Here is a 24,991-nt window from a genome sequence, read left to right as displayed (position 1 = left end):
CCTTCACCTACGCAGAACTCCCGCATGCAGCAAGAACGTGACGCCCTCATCGTCGGTGCCGGCCCGGCCGGGCTGGCGCTGGCCATTGCCCTCACCGATGCCGGCTTCGCCGCCACCGTGCTCGACGCGCAGCCGCGCGAAGCGCTGGCCGCTCCGCCCGAGGACGGACGGGACATCGCGCTGACGCACGCCAGCGTCGCCACCCTGCGCGCCCTGGGGCTGTGGCAGCGCCTCCTGCCCGAAGAGATCGGCTGCATCCGCGAAGCGCGCGTCATCGATGGCGACCGGCAGGACGCGGCATTGAGTTTTTCCCCGCGCGGCCCCGGCACCGAGGTCCTGGGCTGGATCGTGCCGAACCATGCACTGCGCCGCGTCAGCTTTGCCGCCGCGGCGGACCGCCCGGGGCTGCGCCTGATCGACCGTGCGCACGTGCTGCGCGTGGCCACCGGGCCCGGCCACGCGCAGCTGGATTTCGAAACCTCGCCGGGCCTGCCGCAGCAGCTGCAGGGCCGCCTGTTCGTCGCGGCCGACAGCCGCTTCTCCTGGTCGCGCAAGCAGCTGGGCATCGCGGCCGACATGCACGACTTCGGCCGCATCATGATCGTGTGCCGGATGCAGCACGAACTCCCGCATCACGACGTGGCCTACGAATGCTTCGGCTACGAGCGCACGCTCGCCGTGCTGCCCGCCGTGGGCCATGTCTCCTCGGTCGTGGTGACCGCCGACGCCGCGGCTGCCGAGCGGCTGATGCAATTGTCCGAAAGCGAATTCGCACTGCTCGTCGAGCGCCAGTTCCGCAGCCGCCTGGGCCGGATGCAGCTGCTGGGACAGCGCTTTCCCTATCCGCTCGTCGCCGCATACGCCCGGCGCTTCGTGGGCCAGCGCAGTGCGCTCGTCGGCGATGCGGCCGTCGGCATGCACCCGGTCACGGCGCACGGCTACAACCTCGGCCTGCAGAGCGTCGCGTCCCTGGTCCACGCACTTTGCGCAGCCCGCGCGGCGCACCGGGACATCGGCGACGCCGCGGTGCTGGCGGGCTACGAGCGCGCGCACCGCCGGGACGCGGCGCCGGTCTATCACGGCACGAATGCGGTCGCGCGACTCTATGCCAGCACCGGTGCACCGCAGCGGCTTGCGCGGCAGCTGGTCCTGCGCGGTGCGCAGCATCTTCCGCCGCTCAAGGCGGCGATCACCGCGCGCCTCACGGGGCGCGGCGGGCTGCAATTGCCCGGGGTCGCGGTCCAGGGAAACTGATCAAGTCCAGTGCTGTCATCCCAGCAGCTCGAAGAACGGTCGCATGTGCGGGTGACTCGGGCACAGAGAGCCAACCAGCTCAGCCGCTCCGATCTGGGGCCGCAGCGTGGGTAGGCCACTCACACGCGCGGCATGAGCGACTCGAGCGGATGCTCGAGCACAGGCAGGTCGCGAAGAAAATTTCTCTGAGACGGCAAGGGACTCAAATCTGCCTTACCTGGGTTGGATCGCCCGCCTGAGCCGATCTGCGTATGTCATCAGTGTCGGCACCATCGCCACGACGTCCTCAAGCGTGCGTCTGCTCTTGGGCGCAGAGATCGTGAGCGCCGCCACGACCTGGCTGTCCGTGTTCTGTATGGGTACCGCGGCACCGACGACGCCTGCGATGTATTCGGACTCGTTGGCCGCATAGCCTTGGTTCCTCACTTTCCGAAGACGCTCGACAAGCATCTTCGGTTCGGTGACGGTCTTGGGTGTCAGTGGCTCCCAGGGGCCGGAGGCCATGAACTTAGCGAGCTCGTCCGGCGGTAGTGCGGCAAGAAAGATCTGTCCACTGGAAGTGCAGTGGAGCGGCGCCTTCTGCCCCGCCTGGAACTGGAGCGTGAGGGGAGACTGCCCCATGACGCTCGCGATGTACTCGACCTCGCCGGAGGACATCAACGCCAGGCCGCAGGTCTCCCCGGTCTTTTGTGCAACGGCCGTCAGCAGCGCCTGGATCGGCGCGTAGACGATGGTGGAGCTCAGGATCGACGTCGCCAATCCAACCAGCTTGGGGGCGACGGCGTACTTGCCCTTGACGGGCATCTTCTGGAGAAACTGCAGCTCCTCCAGCGTGGCGATCATCCGGTGTGCCGTCGGCCTGGGCAGGTCGAGGAGATAGACGATGTCTGCGGCGGAGATCATGCCCATCTTCGCCGCCAGATTGAGGACCGCAAACAGCCGCTCGACAGGCGTGCCCACGACCGCTGTCGAAGCCTTCTTCGCTTTCTTGGTCATCGTGCTCATGGCCGCATTATTCAGATCTCTATCGACGTCCCGGAACTGCATAGCGATTTTTCAAGATGGCCACAAGCTGCGACGTCAGCGAGGAAAGCACCATGTAGATCACGGCGACCGCCAGGTACATTTCGACGAGGCGTCCATCGCGTTGGGCAATTTTCGAGGCGGCTCCCAGCAGATCGGTGACCGACAGCACGTAGACCAGCGACGTATCCTGAAACAGGATGATCGTCTGCGTGAGCAGTATCGGGCTGACGACACGCAGCACCTGCGGCAGGATGACCAGCCGATAGGTCTGCCAGGTCGACATCCCCAGCGCCTTGCATGCACCGTACTGACCCTTTGCCATCGACTTGAACCCCGCGCGAATGATCTCGGCGTAGTAGGCGGCTTCGAACAGCGTGAACGTCACGAAGGCCGTCCATACAGGACCGATCTGTACGGGCCTCGAAGCTCCGGTCATCCACATCAGCACGAGCGGCATCAGGAAGAAGAACCAGAAGAGCACCATGATCAGGGGCACCGAGCGGATCAGCGTGATGTACGCGCTTGCGAGCTGGGACGCGACCGGAACTTCAAGGTGCCTCACGAGAGCGAGCCCGATACCGAGCACCAGGCCGCCGAGAAAACCGACCGCGGTGAGCTTCAGCGAGAACACCAGTCCGTCGAGCAGGAACGGCCAGGCCTGCGCGATCACGGAAAAGTCGAAGTGGTTCATGGTTTCGCTGCCTCTTTTCGCATCGGAAAGAAGCGGCGTCTCGTGTTCGTGGGCTCTGTGCCGGGCGTGCGGAGGCGCTTTTCCAGGCCATGCATGACGGCGTAGACGGAGAGTGCGAGCAGCAGATAGAGGATGGTTGCCGCGCCGAAGGCCTGGAATGTCTTGAAGGTGAACTCGTTGATCTGCCGAGCCTGGGCGGTGAGCTCAAGAAGTCCGATGGTCAGTGCCACCGACGTGTTCTTGAAGATGCCCATCACCTCGCTGGTCAGCGTCGGCATGATGATGCGCAGCGCCTGCGGAAGCAGAATGGTGCGATACAGCTCCAGTTCGGTCATGCCCAGTGCCCTGGCTGCCGAGCGCTGACCGTAAGGCAATGCTTCGATACCCGCCTTGACTTGCTCGGCCACGCGAGCGCCGGTGTAGAGAGAAAGCGCGATCAGTGCGGGGACAAAGGCCCCCCAGGGGGGCGCCATTTTCTTCATCGCATTGCCGAGCTCGGGCGGCAGCAGTTCCGGCAGCACGAAGTACCAGAGGAACATCTGGACGATGATGGGGATGTTGCGAAAAACCTCGACATACAGGCGCGCGGCCAGCGCGATCGCCCGGTTGGAGGAGGTCCGGCCACAGCCGACCAGCACACCCAGGACGAAGGCAACACACCAGCCCGCCAGCGCCAGGGCGACCGTCCAGGCCAAGCCATTGAGCAGCCAGGCGAGGTACAGCTCCTCGCCGTCCTGGACTGTCTCGAAAAGAACTTCGAACACATCGAGCTCCGGTCAGTTTCAGATGGTGGTGCTTCAGTCGATCCGGTCGCTGGGCGCCTTGATTCGCTCCTTCAGCTTCTCCGTCATTGGAAAGGCAAGGCTCACGTTGCGCGGCGGGATCGGCGACTCGAACCACTTCTTGTAGAGCTTGTCGTACTCGCCGCTCTTCATGAGGCCACTGATCACGTCGTCGACGAGGGCCTTGAACGCCGGGTCATCCTTGCGCAACATCAAGCCGTAGTAGATATTGTCGAAGCCGCCGGGCACGAGGGCAAACGACGCCGAGTTGCGCGAGTTCGCCTTCTCGCCCGCCAGCAGGATGTCGTCCTCGAGCCAGGCGACGGCACGGTTGCTGTCGAGCGTGAGCATCGACTCGCCATGGTCCTTGGCCGCGATCGTCGTCAGTCCCATCTTCTGCTCTTCGTTGAACTTGCGTGCGAAGCCGACCGCGTTGGAGCCTTGTGTGACCACGATGGTCTTGCCCTTGAGATCCGCCGGGCTCTTCACGCCGGAGTCCACGCGCACCAGCCAGAGCGGCTGGCTGACGAAGGTGGCCACGGAAAAGGCGACCTGCTTCTGCCGCGCGGCGTTGTTCGCGGTGCCGCCGCACTCGATGTCGACGGTGCCGTTGACGACCAGCGGGATGCGGTTCGAGGAGTTGACCGCCACCTGCTTGACTTCGAGCTTGGGCATGTTCAGCTGCTGCTTCACCTTGTCCACAACGGCCGCGCACAGGTCCATCGAAATCCCGACAGGCTTCTGCTGGCTGTCCAGGAACGAGAACGGCACGGACGACTCGCGGTAGCCAAGCGTGATCGCCCCGGTTTCCTTGATCTTCTGCAGCGTATCTCCGCCGGTCTGGGCGAAGCTGGGCATGTTTGCGGCCATCAGGCAGGCGGCTGCAACGGTGAGAAACGACGACTTCGGGTTCATGAAGATTCTCCTGCGGTCAATGAAGAAAGAAACGGATGGCGATCAGTCGGCCTGGGTTGCTGAGGTTGGTTGGGCGCTGCGGTTCAGGCGCCGCTGGATCAGCAACACGACCTGGTCGACGTCGTCGGAGGTGTTGAAGAGGCCGAAGGAGATGCGAATGCCGCCGCGCTCGGGCGATACGCGTACCTGGTTCTGCGTGAAGTAGTCGAGCCACTCGGCGACCGGCAGGTCCAGCACGTAGATGTGTGCACGACTGGCGCGAGCCCGTGGCCCGACGAGATGCACGTCGAGCTTTTCGAGTTGAGCGATCAATCGGTCGCCCAGTTGGAGCACATGCTCTTCGATGCGCTCGACACCTGTCTTTCGGATGAGGTCGATCGAGCTCGACAAGGCATGCAGATCGGGAAGGTTGTAGTTGCCGAACTCGAAGCGCCCGGCATCTTTGCGCGGCGCCAGATCGTCAGGCCGCGCGATGTAGTCTTCTGGGGGATTCGCCAGGCTGCTCATCGCAAGGTAGGCCGGCTGCAGCTCATCCAGGCCGGCCTTCACGTAAAGAATTCCCAGGCCCTGAGGCACAAGCAAGCCCTTGTGGCAGCCGGCGGCGAGCACGGACACGCCCAGCGCCCTGACGTCGACCGGAAGCACGCCGACGGACTGCATCACGTCGACGATCAGGTAGATGCCCTTCTGCGCACACAGGCGGCCGATGCCGGCGATGTCGTGCCGCTGGCCCGCGTGGAAGGTCACGTGTGACAGCGAGATGACCTTGGTCTTGGCATCGATGAAGGGCTCGAAGGTTTCCGCGTTCGCGATTTCATCATCTGCCACCTTCACGAAGCGCACCTGCACGCCCTTGCGCTTCAGGTTGAGCCAGGCATAGGCATTGTTCGGATGGTCGCCCTCGAGCATCAGGACCGTGTCTCCGCTTGCGAGTGGAACTGCATTTGCGGCGATGTTGAGGCCTTCGGAGGTGTTCTTGGTGAAAGCGATCTCGCTGGGCAATGCATTCAGCAGCGCCGCGACGTCCTCCCGGGCACGCTCGACGCGGCGCATCCACACCGGCTTCGGGCCGGCCATTTCGTTGCCTTCCGCGAGAAACTCGGAAAGCGCCTGGCGCACGCAGGTTGCCATGGGTGTCTGGTGCGCGGAGTCCAGATAGAGCATCCGCTTGGTGACCGGAAATTCCTGGCGGATGGAATCAATTTCGAGAAGGGCGGACATGTTTTCCTCAGTTCGACAATCATTGCCCCGAAGTGGGGCGGCAGGTGCACGGAACGCATGACCACCGTGTGACGTGAATCGATGCGACGGTGTCATCCTAGGAGTACCTTCGAGTCGCCACGTCTCAGTATTCGGCCCTATCGAGGGTCGGGTTTTCAGGGGAAAATACGGCTAGATCACCCCAGAAGTCGCGTCCGGATTTCGAGACAAAATTTCACCGCCCGCGGCATCTTTCGGGCTCTTTCATTCGCTGTTCCCAGGGTTTTGGAGCATTGAACGAACGCGCTCAGCCCCACGACGGCGCCCTCGTCAGGGACAACTCCTCGCACCATGCCGGGGCGACGTTCGACCCGGAATCGTTCACTTAGATTTTTTGCGCAGCACTTTCGGATGCGTACCCGACGCGGGCGTCGGGCGTACCGTCAACTCATTGAGTCGTCAAAGGCGCGGCGGGAGCCAGGGTTCAGCGCTGCGAAGCGTGCTGCGCGGCTGCGCGCAACGGGGGCCGCGCCGCATGGGAGGCCCGCAACTGCACACCGGCGTTCCTGCGGCTCGCCCGCCGCTTGCGCAGATGACGCGCAAGCGGCGCATCCATGGTCCGGCCATGCGCCTCATGCCAGTCCCTCAGCTGGCGCGCCATCTCCCGCAATTGCGCAAGCCGCCCCCCGGCGGCATGCACGGCGCCTTCGCGCATCACCTCCAGCACCACGCGATGCTGTGCCGCGTGATCCTTGCGCGCCGCGAAACCGGACGCCCGCATCCAGATGTCCTCGCACGCAAAGAGCTCGACGGCGTACGCAAGCAGGTCGCGCCAGGCCGCCGGCAACGCAGCGTTGCCGGCCTCCTCCACCTGCGTCAGCAGCCTGGCGAATCGCCCTCGGGCCTGGTCCATGAAAGGCAGGCCGAGCGAAGTTGCATCGGATCGATCCAGGACAGCCATGCGATCTCCTCTGAGGATAGAGCTGGGAAGCGAGGTTATCGATGCCCGTTCGGCGGTTCCTTGATGCCGATCAACGATCGCGCGCCGGGCCGGTGGTTCCACACCAGAACCAGGTTCACCATCACTGCCGAAACGATCGAGTAGCCGACACGGCTCGGCTCCACGAGGGCGAAGGCCGAGGCCACGATCGCGGCATCGCATGCCATCTGCACGGCGCCGGTGCTCCAGCCGTAGCGGCGCTGCAGGAACAGCGCCAGCACGCCGAATCCACCGAGGCTCGCGCCATGGCGAAACAGGATCAGCAGGCCGACGCCTATCAGCAGGCCGCCGGCGACCGCCGCAGCCAGCGGGTGGGTCGAGTGCACGCTGAGCACCCGCCCTATCCCCTCGACGCTCAGCGACAGCCCGGCAACGACGAGGATCGTCTTCCACGTGAAGCGCAAGCCGAATGCATGCCAGCCGAATGCGATGAACGGCAGGTTCACGATCAGCAGGGTCCACCCCAGGGGCCAGCCCGACGCATAGTTCAGCACGAAAGCCAGGCCGGGAAGACCACCCGTCAGCAGGTGGGCGCTGCGAAGCACGGCCAGCCCCAGCCCGACCAGCAGCACGGCCGTCGCGAAGCCCTGCGCGTCGTCCAGCACAGGGTATCGCCGTGCGGGCTGGGCTCGCAGGTTTTGATCCATGGCCCAGTGTGTCTTTGCGTAAGCGCTGCCGCTTGATGTGGATCAAGGCACCCACAAGGCCCGCTCCTAAGCTCCGGTAGCCCTTCAGGAGAACCCATCGTGCAGCAGCGCGCAACCGCATCCAGCCCCCCACTCTCGCCGCCATCGGCCCATCAGGCCGTGCCCGCCAAGGCCTGGCGCGTGCTGGCGGTGAGCACGCTGGCGTTCACCGTCTGCTTCATGGTCTGGATGATGTTCGGCGTGATCGGCATTCCGATCCGCAAGGCGCTCGACCTCAACGCGACCGAGTTCGGCCTGCTCACGGCGATGCCGGTGCTCACGGGCTCACTGGTGCGCGTGCCGCTGGGCATCTGGACCGACCGCTTCGGCGGCCGCATCGTGATGACGCTGCTGATGGCCGCCACCGTGCCCGCCATCTGGCTGATGTCCTACGCCACGCAGTACTGGCACTTCATCGTGCTGGGCATGTTCGTCGGGCTCGCGGGCGGCTCCTTCTCGGTCGGCACGCCGTATGTGGCGCGCTGGTTTCCGCGCGGACGGCAAGGCTTCGCGATGGGCATCTACGGCGCCGGCAATTCGGGCGCAGCCGTCAACAAGTTCGTGGCGCCGGCCATCGTGGTGGCCTTCGGCTGGGCCGTGGTGCCGCAGGTCTACGCGGCGATCATGCTCGGCGCCACGGTCCTGTTCTGGATGCTGAGCGCCAGCGACCCCGCGCACCTGACGGGCAAGAGCGCCAGCTTTGCCGACCAGCTCAGGACACTGAAGGACCCGCGGGTGCTGCGCTACTGCCAGTACTACAGCATCGTGTTCGGTGGCTACGTCGCCATCTCGCTTTGGATGGTGCAGTACTACGTCGGCGAGTACGGCATGGACATCCGCGTCGCCGCGCTGCTGGCGGCCTGCTTCTCGCTGCCGGGCGGCGTGCTGCGCGCCGTCGGCGGCTGGCTGTCCGACAGGTTCGGCGCGCACAGCGTCACCTGGTGGGTGATGTGGGTGTGCTGGATCTGCCTGTTCCTGCTGAGCTATCCGCAGACCGATCTCACGCTCCTCACGGTGAACGGCCCGCGCACCTTCCACATCGGGCTGAACGTCTACAGCTTCACCGCGCTGATGTTCGTGCTCGGCATTGCCATGGCCTTCGGCAAGGCCAGCGTCTTCAAGTACATCAGCGACGACTATCCCGGCAACATCGGCGCGATCAGCGGCGTGGTCGGCCTGGCCGGCGGACTCGGTGGCTTCGTGCTGCCCGTCATGTTCGGCGCGCTGATGGACCTCACCGGCATCCGCTCGAGCGCCTTCATGCTGATGTACGGCGTGGTGTGGGTCTCCCTCGTCTGGATGTACTGGACCGAAGTGCGCGGCACCCAGGTGATGGGCGGCGCGCGTGAATCGAAACTCAACCTGGAAGTCAAATCATGAGCACCCGCACCATCGCCGTTCCACCGGGCACGGCCGACGGCCGCGCCGACATCGCCGACTGGCGCCCCGAAGACGAGCAGTTCTGGGAAAGCACCGGCAGGCACGTCGCATGGCGCAACCTGTGGCTGTCGGTGCCCGCGCTGCTGTGCGCCTTTGCCGTGTGGGGCATGTGGGGAATCATCACCGTGCAGATGAACAACCTGGGCTTTCCCTTCACGCAGGCCGAGCTGTTCACGCTCACCGCCATCGCGGGCCTGGCCGGCGCCACCATGCGCATTCCGGCCGCGTTCCTGATCCGCCTGGCGGGTGGGCGCAACACCATCTTCCTGACCACCGCGATGCTGCTGGCGCCGGCCATCGGCACCGGCATCGCGCTGCAGCACAAGGAGTGGCCGCTGTGGGTGTTCCAGCTCATGGCACTGTGGTCGGGCGTGGGCGGCGGCAACTTCGCCAGCTCGATGTCCAACATCAGCACCTTCTTTCCCAAGCGCCTGCAGGGCACCGCGCTGGGCCTGAACGCGGGCATCGGCAACTTCGGCGTCACCACCATGCAGATCGTCATCCCGCTGGTGATGACCGTGGGCCTGCTGGGCAGCATCGGCGGCGAGCCGATGACGCTGCTCAAGGACAGCGGCTGGATCATGGGCAAGATCACCGCCGGCACGCCCACCTGGATCCAGAACGCGGGCTTCGCCTGGGTGCTGTCGCTGGTGCCGCTGTCGATCCTGTGCTGGTTCGGCATGAACAACCTGCGCACCGTCTCGCCCGATACCGGCGGCACGATCCAGGCCTTCCTGAAGATCATCTGGCTCTACACGCTGTCGTTCGCCCCGGCGATCGCGGGCCTGTACCTGTACCTGCCGGCGCCCACGGGCCTGGGCCTGCTCAACATGTGGGTGGCCATGCCGCTGATCATCGTGGCCACGCTGTTCACCATGAAGCTCGCCGCGTTCGGCACGATGAAGGAGAACATCGCCAGGCAGTTCGAGATCTTCCGCGACAAGCACACCTGGTCGATGACGGCGCTGTACATCGTGACCTTCGGCTCCTTCATCGGCTTCTCGATGGCACTGCCGCTGTCGATCGCGGTCATCTTCGGCATCAGCCACGTGCCCGACACGGCCGGCGTGCTGCAGCACACGCTGAAGAACCCGAACGCACCGTCGGCCTTCACCTACGCGTGGATCGGCCCCTTCGTCGGCGCGCTGATCCGCCCGGTGGGCGGCTGGATCTCTGACAAGGTGGGCGGCTCGATCGTCACGCAGGTGATCTCCGCAGTGATGGTGATCGCATCGGCCGCCGTGGGCTACGTGATGCTGCTGGCCTACAGCTCGCCGCAGCCGGAGCAGTACTTCCTGCCCTTCATGCTGCTGTTCGTGCTGCTGTTCGCCGCCAGCGGCATCGGCAACGGCTCCACCTTCCGCACCATCGGCGTGATCTTCGACCGCGCCAGGGCCGGCCCGGTGCTGGGCTGGACATCCGCCATTGCCGCCTACGGCGCATTCATCGCGCCCGTGGTCATCGGCGCGCAGATCAAGGCCGGCACGCCCCAGTACGCGATGTACGGCTTTGCGGTGTTCTATGCCCTGTGCCTCGTTCTCAACTGGTGGTTCTACCTGCGCCGCGGCGCCTACGTGAAGAACCCCTGAGCCAATCGAATCCCTACGAAAGACCAACGATGAGCCACTTTCTCGACCGCCTGACCTACTTCGCGCAGGCGCGCGAATCCTTCGCCGAGGGCCATGGCCAGGTCACCGGCGAAGACCGCACCTGGGAGGACGCCTACCGCACGCGCTGGGCGCACGACAAGATCGTGCGCAGCACCCACGGCGTGAACTGCACGGGCTCGTGCTCGTGGAAGATCTACGTCAAGGGCGGCATCGTCACCTGGGAAACCCAGCAGACCGACTATCCGCGCACCCGCTGGGACATGCCCAACCACGAGCCGCGCGGCTGCGCCCGCGGCGCCAGCTACAGCTGGTACCTGTACAGCGCCAACCGCGTCAAGTACCCGATGGTGCGCGGCGCGCTGCTCAAGGCATGGCGCGAAGCGCGCAAGACACTGCCGCCCGTCGAGGCCTGGGCCTCCATCGTGCAGGACGAGGCCACGCGCCGCAGCTACCAGAGCGTGCGCGGACTCGGCGGCTTCGCGCGCTCGGGCTGGGACGAGGTCAACGAGATCGTCGCGGCCAGCAACATCCACACCATCCGCCGCTACGGGCCCGACCGCATCATCGGCTTCTCGCCGATTCCGGCCATGTCGATGGTGAGCTACGCCGCGGGCAGCCGCTACCTGAGCCTGATCGGCGGCGTGTGCATGAGCTTCTACGACTGGTACTGCGACCTGCCGCCGGCCAGCCCGCAGGTGTGGGGCGAGCAGACCGACGTGCCGGAATCGGCCGACTGGTACAACTCCAGCTACGTCATCGCCTGGGGCTCCAACGTGCCGCAGACGCGCACGCCGGACGCGCACTTCTTCACCGAGGTCCGCTACAAGGGTGCCAAGACGGTTGCCATCACGCCCGACTACTCCGAGGTGGCCAAGCTGTCGGACCTGTGGATGCATCCCAAGCAGGGCACCGATGCCGCGGTTGCCATGGCCATGGGCCACGTGATCCTCAAGGAGTTCTACTTCGACAGGCGCACCGCATACTTCGACGACTACGCGCGCCGCTACACCGACCTGCCGATGCTGGTGATGCTCAAGGCGCACACCCTGCCCTCGGGCGAACAGGTCATGGTGCCCGACCGCTACCTGCGGGCCTCGGACTTCGACGACCGGCTCGGGCAGCCGAACAACCCCGAATGGAAGACCGTCGCGCTGGCCGAGGACGGCCGCGTGGTGGTGCCGCAGGGCGCCATCGGCTTTCGCTGGGGCGCCGACGGCCGCGCCGATGCCGGGCAGTGGAACCTCGAGGCCAAGGAGGCGGAGCGCGGCGCCGAGGTGAAGCTCACGCTGTCGCTGCTCGACGATGCGGGCACGGCGATCCAGCCTGCGCAGATCGGCTTCCCCTACTTCGGCGGCATCGAGAGCGAGCACTTTCCGAACAACGCGCAAAGCGACGTGCTGGTGCGCACGGTGCCGGTGCGGCTCATTGCGCTTGGCGCGGAAGGCCAGACCGCACTGGTCGCCACGGTGTTCGACCTGCAGGCCGCCAACTACGGCGTGGCGCGCGGCCTGCCCGGCGAGATGGCCGCCGCCGGCTACGACGACGACACGCCCTACACCCCGGCCTGGCAGGAAAAGATCACCGGCGTGCCGCGCGACCAGGTCATCACCGTGGCGCGCGAGTTCGCGGCCAACGCGGAGAAGACGCACGGCAAGTCGATGGTGATCATCGGCGCGGCCATGAACCACTGGTATCACAGTGACATGAACTACCGCGGCGTCATCAACATCCTGATGATGTGCGGCTGCATCGGCCAGAGCGGCGGCGGCTGGGCCCATTACGTGGGCCAGGAAAAGCTGCGCCCGCAGACCGGCTGGACCCCGCTGGCCTTCGCGCTCGACTGGATCCGCCCGCCGCGGCAGATGAACTCGACGAGCTTCTTCTACGCCCACACCGACCAGTGGCGCTACGAGAAGCTCGGCATGGAGGAGGTGCTGTCCCCGCTGGCCGACAAGGCCGCCTTCGCCGGCACGATGATCGACTACAACGTGCGCGCCGAGCGCATGGGCTGGCTGCCGTCGGCGCCGCAGCTGCAGACCCATCCGCAGCAGGTGGCGCGCGACGCGCAGGCCGCCGGCCTCGACGGTGCGGCCTACACGGTCCGGGCACTGAAGGACGGCACGCTGCGCATGAGCTGCGAAGACCCCGACCATCCGTCGAACTGGCCGCGCAACATGTTCGTGTGGCGCTCCAACATCCTGGGCTCCTCGGGCAAGGGGCACGAATACTTCCTCAAGCACCTGCTGGGCACCACGCACGGCGTGCAGGGCAAGGACCTCGGGCCCGACGATGCCAAGCCCACCGAGGTGGTCTGGCACGACAAGGCGCCCGAAGGCAAGCTCGACCTGCTGGTGACGCTCGACTTCCGCATGAGCACCACCTGCCTCTACTCGGACATCGTGCTGCCGACCGCCACCTGGTACGAGAAGAACGACCTCAACACCAGCGACATGCACCCCTTCATCCATCCGCTGTCGACCGCGGTCGACCCGGCGTGGCAGGCGCGCAGCGACTGGGAGATCTACAAGGGCTTCGCGCGCACCTTCAGCGCGCTGTGCCCGGGCTATCTGGGCGTCGAGAAGGAAGTGGTGCTCACGCCGCTGATGCACGATTCGCCCGCCGAGCTGGCCCAGCCCTTCGGCGTGGCCGACTGGAAGCGCGGCGAGTGCGAACTCATCCCCGGCAAGACCGCGCCGCAGATCGCGGTCGTGGAGCGCGACTATCCGAACCTCTACAAGCGCTTCACCGCGCTGGGCCCGCTGCTCAAGAAGATCGGCAACGGCGGCAAGGGCATCGGCTGGAACACGGAAATCGAGGTCGACGAACTCGGCAACCTCAACGGCCGCGTCACCGATGCCGGCGCCACCGAGGGCATGCCGAGCATCGACACCGACATCGACGCCTGCGAAGTGGTGCTGCAGCTGGCGCCCGAAACCAACGGCCACGTGGCCGTGAAGGCATGGAAGGCCCTCGGCAAGCAGACCGGGCGCGACCACACGCACCTGGCGATCTACCGCGAGGACGAGAAGATCCGTTTCCGCGACATCCAGGCGCAGCCGCGCAAGATCATCTCCTCGCCCACCTGGAGCGGCATCGAGAGCGAGAAGGTCTCCTACAACGCGGGCTACACCAACGTCCACGAGCTGATCCCATGGCGCACGCTGACGGGCCGCCAGCAGTTCTACCTGGACCATCCGTGGATGCGGGCCTTCGGCGAAAGCCTGGCGGTCTACCGCCCCCCGGTCGACCTGAAGACCACGAAGGACATCCACAACATCCGCAGCAACGGCAACAAGGAGATCCAGCTCAACTTCATCACGCCGCACCAGAAGTGGGGCATCCACTCCACGTACACCGACAACCTGCTGATGCTCACGCTGAACCGCGGCGGTCCGGTGGTGTGGCTGTCGGAGGACGACGCGAAGAGCGCCGGCATCGTCGACAACGACTGGGTCGAGCTGTTCAACATCAACGGCGCCATTGCGGCGCGCGCGGTGGTGAGCCAGCGCGTCAACCCGGGCATGGTGATGATGTACCACGCGCAGGAGAAGATCATCAACACGCCCGGCTCCGAGATCACCGGCACGCGCGGCGGCATCCACAACTCGGTGACCCGCATCGTGCTGAAGCCCACGCACATGATCGGCGGCTACGCGCAGCTGAGCTACGGCTTCAACTACTACGGAACCATCGGCACCAACCGCGACGAGTTCGTGGTGGTGCGCAAGATGAACAAGGTCGACTGGCTCGACACGCCCGCGGACGCGGCCGCCGCGGCGGCGGCCTGAACGAGGTACCCACGATGAAAATACGCGCGCAAATCGGCATGGTCCTGAACCTGGACAAGTGCATCGGCTGCCACACCTGCTCAGTCACCTGCAAGAACGTCTGGACCAGCCGGCCCGGCGTCGAGTACGCCTGGTTCAACAACGTCGAGACCAAGCCCGGCATCGGCTACCCCAAGGAATGGGAGAACCAGGGCAAGTGGCAGGGAGGCTGGGTGCGCAAGCCCGACGGCTCGATCGAGCCGCGCCAGGGCGGCAGGTGGAGCCTGCTCATGCGCATCTTCTCCAACCCCAACCTGCCGCAGATCGACGACTACTACGAGCCCTTCACCTTCGACTACGAGCACCTGCAGTCGGCGCCCGCGATGAAGGCGCCGCCGACGGCACGGCCGCGCAGCCTGATCACCGGCAAGCGCATGGAGAAGATCGAGTGGGGCCCGAACTGGGAAGAGATCCTCGGCGGCGAGTTTTCCAAGCGCAGCAAGGACGCCAACCTGGGCAGCTTCGACGCGGTGCAAAAGGAGATGGTCGGCCAGTTCGAGAACACCTTCATGATGTACCTGCCCAGGCTGTGCGAGCACTGCCTGAATCCGGCGTGCGTGGCCTCCTGCCCATCGGGCTCGATCTACAAGCGCGAGGAAGACGGCATCGTGCTGATCGACCAGGACAAGTGCCGCGGCTGGCGCATGTGCGTCTCGGGCTGCCCCTACAAGAAGATCTACTACAACTGGCAAAGCGGCAAGGCCGAGAAGTGCATCTTCTGCTACCCGCGCATCGAGGCCGGCCAGCCCACCGTCTGTTCGGAAACCTGCGTCGGGCGCATCCGCTACCTCGGCGTGGTGCTGTACGACGCCGACCGCATCCAGGAAGCGGCCAGCGTGCCGGACGAGAAGGACCTCTACGAGGCCCAGCTCGGCATCTTCCTCGACCCGCACGATCCGGAGGTGATCGCGCAGGCCCGGCGCGACGGCATCCCCGAGGCCTGGCTCGAAGGCGCCAGGAACAGCCCGGTCTACAAGATGGCGATGGAGTGGAAGGTGGCGCTGCCGCTGCACCCCGAGTACCGCACGCTGCCGATGGTCTGGTACGTGCCGCCGCTGTCGCCGATCACCGCGGCCGCCAACGCCGGGCATGTGGGCGCCAAGGGCGCGATTCCCGACGTCACGCAGATGCGCATCCCGGTGCAGTACCTGGCCAACCTGCTGACCGCGGGCGCCACCGAACCGGTGGTCCGTGCGCTCGAACGCATGCTGGCCATGCGCACCTACCAGCGCGGCAAGCATGTCGACGACTTCGCGGATCCCGCGGTGCTCGCGCAGGTCGGCTTGACGGCCGCGCAGGTGGAAGAGATGTACCAGGTGATGGCCATCGCCAACTATGAAGACCGCTTCGTCATCCCCTCGACGCACCGCGAGTACGCCGAGGACACCTTCGACATGAAGGGCGGTTGCGGCTTCTCGTTCGGCAACGGCTGCTCCGACGGCAGCTCCGAAACCAGCCTGTTCGGCGCCGCCAAGCGCCGCACGATTCCGATCCACGCCAAGGTCTGACGCCGGAGCGACACGATGAAAACCCAACGCCACACCCTTCGCGCGCTTGCCCTCTTGCTCGGCTATCCCGATGCCAAGGCGCGCGCCCTGATGCCCCGGCTGGCCGATGCGATGGACGCCGAGGCGGCGCTGTCGCCGGCGCGCCGCAAGGAGCTGCGGGCACTGGCCCGCGCGCTGGTCTCGGTCGATCCGATCGAGGCCGAGACGCAGTTCGTCGAGCTGTTCGACCGCGGCCGCAGCACCTCGTTGCACCTCTTCGAGCATGTGCACGGCGACTCGCGCGAGCGCGGCCCGGCCATGATCGACCTGGCCCAGACCTACGAGAAATGCGGGCTGCTGCTCGGCCCGCATGAGGTGCCCGACCACCTGTGCGTGGTGCTCGAGTTCGCCTCCACGCAGCCGCCGGCGGTGGCGCGCGCGTTCCTCGGCGAGATGGCGCACATCCTCGCGTCCATCTTCAGCGCGCTGCGCAAGCGCGAGAGCGCCTACGCGAGCGTGCTGGCGGCGGTCATCGAGCTGGCCGGCCACAAGGCCGAAGCGGTGGCGGTGACCGACGAGCAGCCGATCGACGAGAGCTGGGCCGAGCCCGTCGTCTTCGACGGCTGCAGCACCAAGGGCCAGGCACGGCCCGGCGACGCGCAGCCCATCCACATTGTTCGCAAGGCGGCCGCGGCCGCCGCCAGTGGAGCCCCCGTATGAACGCCCTCGACAATTTCCTCTTCGGCATCTATCCGTACATCTGCCTGAGCGTCTTCCTCATCGGCAGCCTGATCCGGTTCGACCGCGACCAGTACACATGGAAGAGCGACTCCTCGCAGCTGCTGCGCGCCGGCCAGCTGCGCTGGGGCAGCAACCTGTTCCACGTGGGCGTGCTGTTCCTGTTCTTCGGCCACAGCGTCGGCATGCTGACGCCGCACTTCCTCTACGAGCCCTTCATCGGTGCCGGCAGCAAGCAGCTGATGGCGATGATCTCGGGCGGCATTGCCGGCCTGCTCGGCTTTGCCGGCGTCACGATCCTGCTGCACCGGCGTCTCGGCGACGAGCGCATCCGCCTCAACTCCAGGACCAGCGACATCGTGCTGCTGGTCCTGCTGTGGCTGCAGCTGGCGCTCGGCTTGGCCACGATCCCGCTGTCGGCGCAGCATCTGGACGGCAGCATGATGGTGCTGCTGGCCGAATGGGCGCAGCGCATCGTCACCTTCCGCGGCGGCGCCGTGGAACTGCTGGACGGCGCAAGCTGGGTGTTCAAGGCCCACATGTTCCTCGGCATGTCGATCTTCCTGATCTTCCCGTTCACGCGGCTGGTGCATGTCTGGAGCGGCTTCGCCACGGTGGGCTATGTCTTCCGGCCCTACCAGGTGGTGCGCAGCCGCCGGGCGCTGGTGCCAAGCAAGCCGGCATCGGCGGCCGCGCCGAGTGCCGCGCCTCATTCGCCGCCGAAGGCGGTGCCGGCCGGGTCCGTGGCCAAGTCGACGGGGGTGGCCCGGTGAGCGCCGGCGGATGCGGCGGCGGCGCCTGCCAGTGCCGCGAAACCGCGGCACCCGTGGCGGCCTCAACCCCGGTGGTCATCGAACCGGCAGCGAGCGTGGCCCCAACCGAGACCTCATGCGCGGCGATCAACGGCGTTGCCCTGCACCTGCCGGGCGAACGTCCGGACGAATACAGCCTGCGCGAGCTGGCCTGGGCCGAACTGCTGCGGCAGGAGGCCGTCGCGCGCGGCCTGCTGCCGCCTTCGGAGGCGCTTCTCGCGCCGCGCCTGGGCACGGCCGAGCAGGCGGTGATCCAGCAGATGCTCGACGACGAGATCGAGGTGCCCATGCCCAGCGAAGGCGAATGCCGCCGCTACTACGCGGCGCGAAGCGCGCACTTCGCCATCGGCCGCCGCGTGCATGCACGCCACATCCTGTTTGCGGTGACGCAGGGAATCAACGTTGCGGCGCTGGCCGCGCGCGCCGAGCAGGCCCTGCTCGAGTTGCGCCGCAGGGACGCCGCGCCCACCCGCTTCGCCGAACTCGCGCGGACCCTGTCGAACTGCCCGAGCGGCGCCGAGGGCGGCGACCTCGGCTGGATCGGCCCGGACGATTGCGCCGACGAGCTCACGGCCGAGCTGTTCCACAACAGCGAACGGCTCGACGCGCTGGGCCTGCATCCGCGACTGGTCCACAGCCGCTACGGCTTCCATATCGTCGAGGTGCTCGCGCGCGATGCGGGTCGCCGGCAATCCTTCGAGGAGGTAAGCCCGCGCATCGCGGTGCAGCTCGCCCAGCAGTCGCGCGCCAAGGCCCTGCACCAGTACATGCAGCTGCTGGCCGGCCGCGCCGGACTGAGCGGCCTGGTCCTCGAAGGGGCGGACTCCCCGCTGGTGCAATGACCGCCCAGGAACCTGACGACCTGCTCTTGCGCCTGCGCAGGTTCCGCTCCGACTATTTTCCGCGGCACCAGCAGCGCTTCCAGGACCTGGTCGCCGAAGGCCAGCATCCGAAGACGCTCTTCATCGGCTGCTCGGACTCGCGGCTGATGCCCTACCTGCTGACGGGCACGGGTCCGGGCGAGCTCTTCATCATCCGCAACGTCGGTGCGTTCGTGCCGCCCTGCGACGGATCGCACGGGCTGCATGGCACGGTGGCCGCGATCGAATTCGCGCTGCTCGAGCTGAAGGTCGAACGCATCGTCGTGTGCGGCCACAGCCACTGCGGCGCGATCCGCGCGGCCTACGAAGGCGTGGCGGACGAAGCGGTCGCGCTGAAGTCATGGCTGCGGCTGGCCGACGAGGCCCTGCTGCCGGTGCGTCCCAGCCCCGCCGCGCTGCGCCGCAGCGAACAGCGCGCCGTCGTGCTGCAGCTCGAGCGCCTGATGGCCTACCCGATGGTGCGCAGCCGCGTCGAGCGCAACGCGCTCACGCTGCATGGCTGGCACTACGTGATCGAGGAAGGCGAAGTCCATGTGTTCGATGCCCAGGCGGGCGACTTCGTGCCCGCCTCGCTCGCCTCCAACGCCGGTACCGGCCCCTATCAACCTTATGTGGAACATGATGGATCGATCCTCTGACGAGACAGCAGTCGCCCTGGAAGCGCTTTCGCGCGATTCGGGCCTGCGCAACTGGCGCCTGAAGGGCGCCGAACTCCTCCCTGTCATTCAGGGCGGCATGGGTGTCGGCGTGTCGGCCGGCGGGCTCGCCGGCACGGTCGCCGGGCTGGGCGGCATGGGCACGATCTCGGCCGTCGACCTGCGCCGGCTGCATCCCGACCTGATGGCCCGCACGGCCCACCTGAACGCCGAGCCGGATGCCGGGCAGCGCATCGATGCCGCCAACCTCGAGGCGCTGGGCCGCGAGATCGCGCGGGCGCGCGATCTCTCCGGCGGGCGCGGCCTCGTGGCCGTGAACGTGATGAAGGCGCTGACCGCCTACGAGGCCTACCTGCGCCACGCCATGGCCTGCGGCATCGACGCATTGGTGGTGGGCGCGGGCCTGCCGCTGGACCTGCCCGAACTCGCGCGCGACCATCCCGAGGTGGCGCTCATTCCCATCCTCTCGGATGCGCGCGGCGTGCAGCTGGTGGTGCGCAAGTGGGAGAAGAAGGGGCGCCTGCCCGATGCCATCGTGATCGAGCATCCCCGGCTCGCGGGCGGCCACCTGGGCGCTGCCAAGGTGGCCGACCTGCAGGACCCGCGCTTCGACTTCGACGTCGCCATTCCGCAGGTGCTCGAATTCTTCAAGACGGCCGGCCTCGAGGGCCGCATTCCGCTGATTGCGGCCGGCGGCATCGGCAGCCTGGAAGACATCCGGCGCCTGCAGGGCCTCGGCGCCGCGGCGGTGCAGCTGGGCACCGCCTTCGCGGTGACCGCCGAATGCGATGCGCACCCGGCCTTCAAGCAGGTGCTGGCCGACGCCCAGCCCGCCGACATCGTCGAGTTCGTCAGCACGGCGGGCCTGCCCGCGCGCGCAGTGCGCACGCCGTGGCTGGACAAGTACCTGCGGCTGGAGGAGCGGCTGCAGCACAAGGCGCACAAGAAGGAAAGCTGCACCATGCGCTTCGACTGCCTGGCGCACTGCGGCCTGCGCGACGGCACCCCGAGCTGGGGCCAGTTCTGCATCGACAAGACACTGGGGCACGCGCTGGAAGGCCACGTCGACCGTGGCCTGTTCTTCCGCGGCGCGGGGGCGCTGCCCTTCGGCAGCGAGATCCGCCCGGTCCGCGACCTGATGCGCTGGCTGCTCGGCGGCATCCGCCCCGCCACGTCGACGGGGGGCGCCACGGCATGAAGCGCGAAGACGCCAGAAAGATGGAGCCGCTGCCCGTGCAGCCCATCAGCCGCGACGTGCTGCGCGAAAAATACCTGAAGCCCGGCGAAGCCGACGTCGAGGCCCTGTTCGCACGCGTGGCGCGGGCGCTGGCCTCGGTCGAAGCCGAGGAAGAGCGCGCCCAGTGGGAGGCGCGCTTCCTCGCCAACCTGCGCGCCGGCGCGATCGGCGCCGGCCGCATCATGAGCGCCGCGGGCACCGACCTGGAGGCCACGCTGATCAACTGCTTCGTGCAGCCGGTGGGCGACTGCATCCAGGGCCAGGACGCCGGTGGCTACGCGGGCATCTACGAGGCGCTGCGCGAAGCGGCCGAAACCATGCGCCGCGGCGGCGGCGTCGGCTACGACTTCTCGCGCATCCGGCCGCGCGGCGCGCAGGTGCGCACCACCGCGTCCACGGCATCGGGCCCGTGCAGCTACATCGACGTGTTCGACCGCTCCTGCGCCACCGTGGAAAGCGCAGGCGCGCGCCGCGGCGCGCAGATGGGCGTGCTGCGCATCGACCACCCCGACGTGCTGGACTTCATCACGGCCAAGCGCACGCCCGGGCGCTGGAACAACTTCAACGTGTCGGTGGCGGTGACCGACAAGTTCATGCGCGCGCTGGCGGACGACGAGGCATGGCCCCTGGTGCACAGCGCCAAACCGGGCGCCGAGCTGATCGCGCGCGGTGCGGCCCAGGCTGCCGACGGCAGCTGGGTCTACCGAACCCTGCCGGCGCGCGAGCTGTGGGACCTGGTGATGCGCTCGACCTACGACTTCGCCGAGCCCGGGATCCTGTTCACCGACACCATCAACAACGACAACAACCTGCGCTACTGCGAGCACATCGAGGCGACCAACCCCTGCGGCGAGCAGCCGCTGCCGCCGTACGGGTGCTGCGACCTCGGGCCGATCGTGCTGACGCGCTTCGTGGAGCATCCGTTCGGCATCGGCAGTGCGGCGCACTTCGATTTCGCGCGCTTCGGCGAAGCCGTGGCGCTGCAGGTGCGCGCGCTCGACAACGTGCTGGACCTCACCTTCTGGCCCCTGCCCCAGCAGCGCGCCGAAGCCATGGCCAAGCGCCGCATCGGCGTGGGCTTCACGGGCCTGGGCGACACGCTCGCGATGCTGTGCCTGCGCTACGACCAGCCCGAGGGCCGGGCCATGGCGGTGCGCATCGCGCGCTGCCTGCGGGATGCGGCCTACGCCGCCTCGGTGGCGCTGGCACGCGAGAAAGGCGCCTTCCCGCTGTTCGACGCCGAGCGCTACCTTGCGCGCGGCACCTTCGCCAGCCGCCTGGATCCCGCGCTGCAGGAGCAGATCCGCATGCACGGCATCCGCAACAGCCACCTGGTGTCCATTGCACCGACGGGCACCGTGAGCCTGGCGTTCGCCGACAACGCCTCGAACGGCATCGAGCCGGCGTTCTCCTGGACTTACCGGCGCAAGAAGCGCGAGGCCGACGGCAGCAGCTCCAAGTATGACGTGGAGGACCACGCCTGGCGGCTGTACCGCTTCCTGGGCGGCGACACCGAGCGGCTGCCGCCGTACTTCGTCTCGGCCCAGTCGATGTCCGCGGCCGGCCACCTGGCCATGATGGAAGCGGTGCAGCCCTTCGTCGACACCGCCATCTCGAAGACGGTGAACGTGCCCGCCGACTATCCCTACGAGGACTTCAAGGGCCTCTACCTGCAGGCCTGGACCGCCCGCCTCAAGGGCTTGGCCACCTACCGGCCCAACAGCATCCTGGGCTCCGTGCTGGAGGTCGCGCCGGCGGTGCAGCCGGAGGCCCGCCCCGCCGCCGACGGCGCTGCAGCCGATCCGATGCGCGCCATGATCGAGAGCCGCCCGAAGGGCGCATTGAATGCCGTGGCCGAGAAGATCGAGTACTGGACGCAGCAGGGGCAGCAGACGCTCTACCTGGTGGTGTCGTTCCTGCCGCTGGCCGACGGCCGGGAGCGGGCGGTGGAATTCTTCATGCCGGTGGGCCAGAGCGGCGAGTCGCAGCAATGGATCACCGCGAGCATGCGGCTGCTGTCGCTGGCCGCGCGCGGCGGTTTTCTCGAACGCGCACTCGCCGACATGCGCAAGGTCGCCTGGGACCGCGGGCCGGTGCGCCTGGGCCACCACGTGAAGGCCGACGGCACCCAGGTGCCCATGTGGCACGACTCCGAAGTGGGTGCCATCGCCTATGCGATCCAGCAGCTGATCGCGCGCCGCAGCGACCAGGCCATCGCGGCGCCGGACGCGCCGGTGCCGCTGGTTGCGGCCGCGGCCCCGATGGCGGGTGCCAAGTGCCCCGAATGCGGCGCCCACGCCATGATCCGCAAGGATGGCTGCGACTACTGCACGCAGTGCGGGCACCTCGGAAGCTGCGGATGAACGCGGTGGCCCACGCTGCGGCCGAGCCGCCCGCGAGTGCGCGGCAACTGGCCGCGCTGATGGAGGCGCGACGCACCGTGCTGCCCAGGCGGCTCGGTGCGCCGGGGCCCGATCGCGCCGAGCTCGCACAGATCCTCGGCGCCGCCGCCTCGGCGCCGGACCACGGCGGCCTGGTGCCCTGGCGCTTCGTCGTCGTGCCGCCGCCGCAGCGCGGGCGGCTCGCCGACGTGTTCGCACGCGCCCTGCTGCAGCGCGATGCCGCCGCCACGCCCGAGCAGCAGGGCCAGGCACGCGAGAAGGCCTTCCGCGCGCCGCTGCTGATGCTCGCGGTCGCGCGGATGGGCCCGGGCAACGAGGAGATTCCGGCCACCGAACGCATCCTGTCGGCCGGATGCGCCATCCAGAACATGCTGCTGGCCGCCACCGCCCTGGGCTACGGCTCGGCGCTGACCAGCGGCAAGGCGCTGCAATCGGACGAGCTGCGCGGCCTGTTCGCGCTGGACCGGCACGACGAGCCGCTGTGCTTCATCAGCGTGGGCTCGGTGACCGCCCAGAAGGCCGGTCCGGCGCGGCCCGCGCCCGGCCGCTACGTCAGCGAACTGGGCGACGTGCCGCAGCTTGCGCCGTGCGACTGATGGCTGCCCTGCGCGGTGCGCTCAACGGGCTGCTGCTCGGCGTGAACACGCTGCTTGCGTTCACGCTGATGGTGCCGCCGGCGCTGGTCAAGCTGCTCGTGCCGGCCGCGCGCGTGCGCACCGGCTGCGACCGGGTGCTGAACGCGCTGGCCGGCGGCTGGGTCGGCGTCAACAACGCATGGATCGCACTTGCGTGCCCCGCGCCTTGGCAGATCCGGGGCGTGGAAGGCCTGAACCCGCGCGGCTGGTACCTGGTGTCGAGCAACCACCAGAGCTGGGTCGACATCCTGGTGCTGCAGCGCACTTTCCACGGACGCATTCCCTTCCTCAAGTTCTTTCTCAAGCGCGAGCTGATCTGGGTGCCGGTGATCGGGCTGGCGTGGTGGGCGCTCGACTTTCCGTTCATGAAGCGCGGCCGCGGCAAGGGTCGCGGGGATCTCGCCACCACCCGGCGTTCCTGCGAGAGGTTCAAGCGCGTTCCGACCGCGGTCATCAACTTCGTCGAGGGCACGCGCTTCACCGCGGCCAAGCATGCCGCGCAGAACAGCAGCTACCGCCATCTGCTCGAGCCCCGCTCGGGCGGCCTTGGCGTCGCGCTGGCCACCATGGGCGGGCAGTTCGAGGCGATGCTCGACGTGACCATCGTCTACCCCGAGGGAACGCCCAGCTTCTGGGCGCTCCTCAGCGGCGACGTGCGGGCCGTGGCGGTGGATGTCCGCCAGCGCGCCATTCCGCCCCATCTGCTGGGCACGAACCCGTCGGGCGACAAGGCGCGGCGCGCGCACATCCGCAAGTGGATCGAAGCCCAGTGGCAGGACAAGGACCGCCTGATCCAGGAGCGGCTGGCGGCGCGCCGCGGCGCTCGAAAGTAGCTGGGGCGCGCGTCAGCCGAACCGCACCGGCCGGCCTTCGATGTCGAGCGCGAGATAGCCGCCGAAGGCACCGCTTCGCACGCCCTCGACCATGGCTTGCAGCGCACTCTCGATGCGTTCGGCCGAGGGCGGCTGGCCGTTCGCGCCGGACAGGCCGGCCGCGAACATCACGCGCCAGGGCAGGCTCGCGCGGCGCGATTCCGCCACCAGCGCGGCGTAGGTGCTGAGCTCCGGCAGGCTTTTTTCCACGCAGGCCACAGGCGTCAGCGCACCGCCCTGCCCCGCCTCGAAACGTGCCCGCTGCGCCGCATCGGCGTCGCCGGGCAACTCGGCCTCGGCGAACACGAACAGCAGGCGCTGGGGCTCGGGCTGGGCCGCCGCAGCCTGCAGCAGCTGGTCGAAAAGAGATGAAGAAGGAGAAAGCATGCCGCGAGCGTCGCCGCTGCCTTCGCTCCCGATGTTGATGCAGATCAAGCGGCGCCGCACGCGCCTTCCTAGCATAGGTGCATCCGAAATACACCTTTCAGATCCCTTCGCTCCCACCGAGGAAAACCCATGAAATCCGCACCATCCTCCATCATCGATGTCCGCCGGCTCGAGCCGCAATTTCGCCACGCGCACATCTTCTCCACCTTTGCCGCCCTTGACGTCGGCCACGCGATCGAACTGGTGAACGACCACGATCCGCGGCCGCTGTATGCGCAGTTCCAGTCGCAATGGCCCGACCGGTTCGCATGGAACTACCTCGAGGAGGGCCCCTCGGTCTGGCGCGTGGCCATCACAAAGGTGCCGGCCTTCGACGCGCATGCGAGCGGCGGCTGCTGCGGTGGATGCGGCGGCGCCTGAGCACCATCGATCCGAATTCCCAAGAAGGAAACA

22 protein-coding genes are annotated in these 24,991 nt (G+C 67.4%); 14 read left to right on the top strand and 8 right to left on the bottom strand.

The features are described 5' to 3' along the window. The first annotated feature begins 24 nt into the window (after positions 1 to 24). Positions 25 to 1,254: a 5-demethoxyubiquinol-8 5-hydroxylase UbiM gene (gene ubiM, locus EJO66_RS22555; RefSeq protein ID WP_125966185.1), complete on the top strand. Its 1,230-nt coding sequence runs from the start codon at positions 25 to 27 to the stop codon at positions 1,252 to 1,254. Positions 1,255 to 1,467: 213 nt separating this feature from the next. Here ubiM and EJO66_RS22550 read toward each other — a convergent pair whose 3' ends face one another. From EJO66_RS22550 to EJO66_RS22520, 7 genes are all read right to left on the bottom strand, one after another. Beyond that, on the bottom strand, positions 1,468 to 2,259 hold the full coding sequence (locus EJO66_RS22550) for an IclR family transcriptional regulator (RefSeq protein WP_164547882.1): 792 nt from the start codon (positions 2,257 to 2,259) through the stop codon (positions 1,468 to 1,470). Between the two features lie 19 nt (positions 2,260 to 2,278). Beyond that, positions 2,279 to 2,971, bottom strand: coding sequence for an amino acid ABC transporter permease (locus EJO66_RS22545; protein WP_125966183.1), 693 nt, complete (start codon positions 2,969 to 2,971; stop codon positions 2,279 to 2,281). Beyond that, positions 2,968 to 3,735, bottom strand: a complete 768-nt coding sequence (locus EJO66_RS22540) for an amino acid ABC transporter permease (protein ID WP_125966182.1) — start codon at positions 3,733 to 3,735, stop codon at positions 2,968 to 2,970. Before EJO66_RS22540 ends, EJO66_RS22545 begins: the two co-directional genes overlap by 4 nt. 33 nt (positions 3,736 to 3,768) lie before the next feature. Next, on the bottom strand, positions 3,769 to 4,668 hold the full coding sequence (locus EJO66_RS22535) for a transporter substrate-binding domain-containing protein (protein ID WP_125966181.1): 900 nt from the start codon (positions 4,666 to 4,668) through the stop codon (positions 3,769 to 3,771). A gap of 42 nt (positions 4,669 to 4,710) precedes the next feature. After that, positions 4,711 to 5,889, bottom strand: coding sequence for an aminotransferase class V-fold PLP-dependent enzyme (locus tag EJO66_RS22530; RefSeq protein WP_125966180.1), 1,179 nt, complete (start codon positions 5,887 to 5,889; stop codon positions 4,711 to 4,713). Positions 5,890 to 6,352: 463 nt separating this feature from the next. Continuing rightward, positions 6,353 to 6,829, bottom strand: coding sequence for a bacteriohemerythrin (locus tag EJO66_RS22525; protein WP_125966179.1), 477 nt, complete (start codon positions 6,827 to 6,829; stop codon positions 6,353 to 6,355). 35 nt (positions 6,830 to 6,864) lie between these two features. Continuing rightward, entirely contained in the window at positions 6,865 to 7,515 is a 651-nt protein-coding gene (locus tag EJO66_RS22520; RefSeq protein WP_240648680.1) for a YitT family protein, read from the bottom strand. 159 nt (positions 7,516 to 7,674) lie between these two features. Here EJO66_RS22520 and EJO66_RS22515 point away from each other — a divergent pair, with 159 nt between their 5' ends. Genes EJO66_RS22515 through EJO66_RS22460 form a run of 12 tightly spaced genes read left to right on the top strand, consistent with a single transcriptional unit; the run spans position 7,675 to position 24,112 of the window. Beyond that, entirely contained in the window at positions 7,675 to 8,934 is a 1,260-nt protein-coding gene (locus EJO66_RS22515) for an MFS transporter (protein WP_125966258.1), read from the top strand. Beyond that, on the top strand, positions 8,931 to 10,583 hold the full coding sequence (locus EJO66_RS22510; protein WP_125966178.1) for an MFS transporter: 1,653 nt from the start codon (positions 8,931 to 8,933) through the stop codon (positions 10,581 to 10,583). Before EJO66_RS22515 ends, EJO66_RS22510 begins: the two co-directional genes overlap by 4 nt. Positions 10,584 to 10,612: 29 nt before the next feature. Continuing rightward, entirely contained in the window at positions 10,613 to 14,392 is a 3,780-nt protein-coding gene (locus EJO66_RS22505) for a nitrate reductase subunit alpha (RefSeq protein WP_125966177.1), read from the top strand. A 14-nt stretch (positions 14,393 to 14,406) separates the two neighbouring features. After that, complete coding sequence (gene narH / locus EJO66_RS22500; protein WP_125966176.1) at positions 14,407 to 15,939, top strand: nitrate reductase subunit beta; 1,533 nt, start codon at positions 14,407 to 14,409, stop codon at positions 15,937 to 15,939. A 15-nt stretch (positions 15,940 to 15,954) separates the two neighbouring features. After that, complete coding sequence (gene narJ / locus EJO66_RS22495) at positions 15,955 to 16,638, top strand: nitrate reductase molybdenum cofactor assembly chaperone (protein WP_125966175.1); 684 nt, start codon at positions 15,955 to 15,957, stop codon at positions 16,636 to 16,638. After that, positions 16,635 to 17,429, top strand: coding sequence for a respiratory nitrate reductase subunit gamma (narI, locus tag EJO66_RS22490; RefSeq protein WP_125966174.1), 795 nt, complete (start codon positions 16,635 to 16,637; stop codon positions 17,427 to 17,429). The genes narJ and narI overlap by 4 nt, the downstream gene beginning before the upstream one ends. Beyond that, positions 17,426 to 18,310 (top strand): peptidylprolyl isomerase, encoded by an 885-nt coding sequence (locus EJO66_RS22485; RefSeq protein WP_125966173.1) that lies wholly within the window; start codon positions 17,426 to 17,428, stop codon positions 18,308 to 18,310. Before narI ends, EJO66_RS22485 begins: the two co-directional genes overlap by 4 nt. Further along, positions 18,307 to 18,987 carry a carbonic anhydrase gene (locus tag EJO66_RS22480; RefSeq protein ID WP_125966172.1) on the top strand — a complete coding sequence of 227 codons (681 nt, stop codon included), beginning with the start codon at positions 18,307 to 18,309 and terminating at the stop codon, positions 18,985 to 18,987. The genes EJO66_RS22485 and EJO66_RS22480 overlap by 4 nt, the downstream gene beginning before the upstream one ends. Continuing rightward, complete coding sequence (locus EJO66_RS22475; protein WP_125966171.1) at positions 18,971 to 20,203, top strand: NAD(P)H-dependent flavin oxidoreductase; 1,233 nt, start codon at positions 18,971 to 18,973, stop codon at positions 20,201 to 20,203. The genes EJO66_RS22480 and EJO66_RS22475 overlap by 17 nt, the downstream gene beginning before the upstream one ends. Continuing rightward, complete coding sequence (locus EJO66_RS22470) at positions 20,200 to 22,605, top strand: adenosylcobalamin-dependent ribonucleoside-diphosphate reductase (RefSeq protein WP_125966170.1); 2,406 nt, start codon at positions 20,200 to 20,202, stop codon at positions 22,603 to 22,605. The genes EJO66_RS22475 and EJO66_RS22470 overlap by 4 nt, the downstream gene beginning before the upstream one ends. Next, a complete protein-coding gene (locus EJO66_RS22465; RefSeq protein ID WP_125966169.1) occupies positions 22,602 to 23,240 on the top strand; it encodes a nitroreductase family protein in 639 nt (212 codons plus the stop codon). Before EJO66_RS22470 ends, EJO66_RS22465 begins: the two co-directional genes overlap by 4 nt. Further along, positions 23,240 to 24,112 carry an acyltransferase gene (locus tag EJO66_RS22460; RefSeq protein ID WP_125966168.1) on the top strand — a complete coding sequence of 291 codons (873 nt, stop codon included), beginning with the start codon at positions 23,240 to 23,242 and terminating at the stop codon, positions 24,110 to 24,112. Before EJO66_RS22465 ends, EJO66_RS22460 begins: the two co-directional genes overlap by 1 nt. 12 nt (positions 24,113 to 24,124) lie before the next feature. Here EJO66_RS22460 and EJO66_RS22455 read toward each other — a convergent pair whose 3' ends face one another. Then, positions 24,125 to 24,598 carry a ribonucleotide reductase subunit alpha gene (locus EJO66_RS22455; RefSeq protein ID WP_338067585.1) on the bottom strand — a complete coding sequence of 158 codons (474 nt, stop codon included), beginning with the start codon at positions 24,596 to 24,598 and terminating at the stop codon, positions 24,125 to 24,127. Between the two features lie 69 nt (positions 24,599 to 24,667). On the opposite strand from EJO66_RS22455, the gene EJO66_RS22450 reads away from it, so the two are divergent. Next, positions 24,668 to 24,958: a DUF2249 domain-containing protein gene (locus tag EJO66_RS22450; protein ID WP_125966167.1), complete on the top strand. Its 291-nt coding sequence runs from the start codon at positions 24,668 to 24,670 to the stop codon at positions 24,956 to 24,958. The last annotated feature ends 33 nt before the right edge of the window (positions 24,959 to 24,991 follow it).

It is taken from the genome of Variovorax beijingensis (assembly GCF_003951285.1).
GTDB lineage: Bacteria > Pseudomonadota > Gammaproteobacteria > Burkholderiales > Burkholderiaceae_C > Variovorax > Variovorax beijingensis.
The sequence above is the reverse complement of the archived record's forward strand: the minus strand, read 5'-3'. Positions and strand labels throughout refer to the sequence as shown.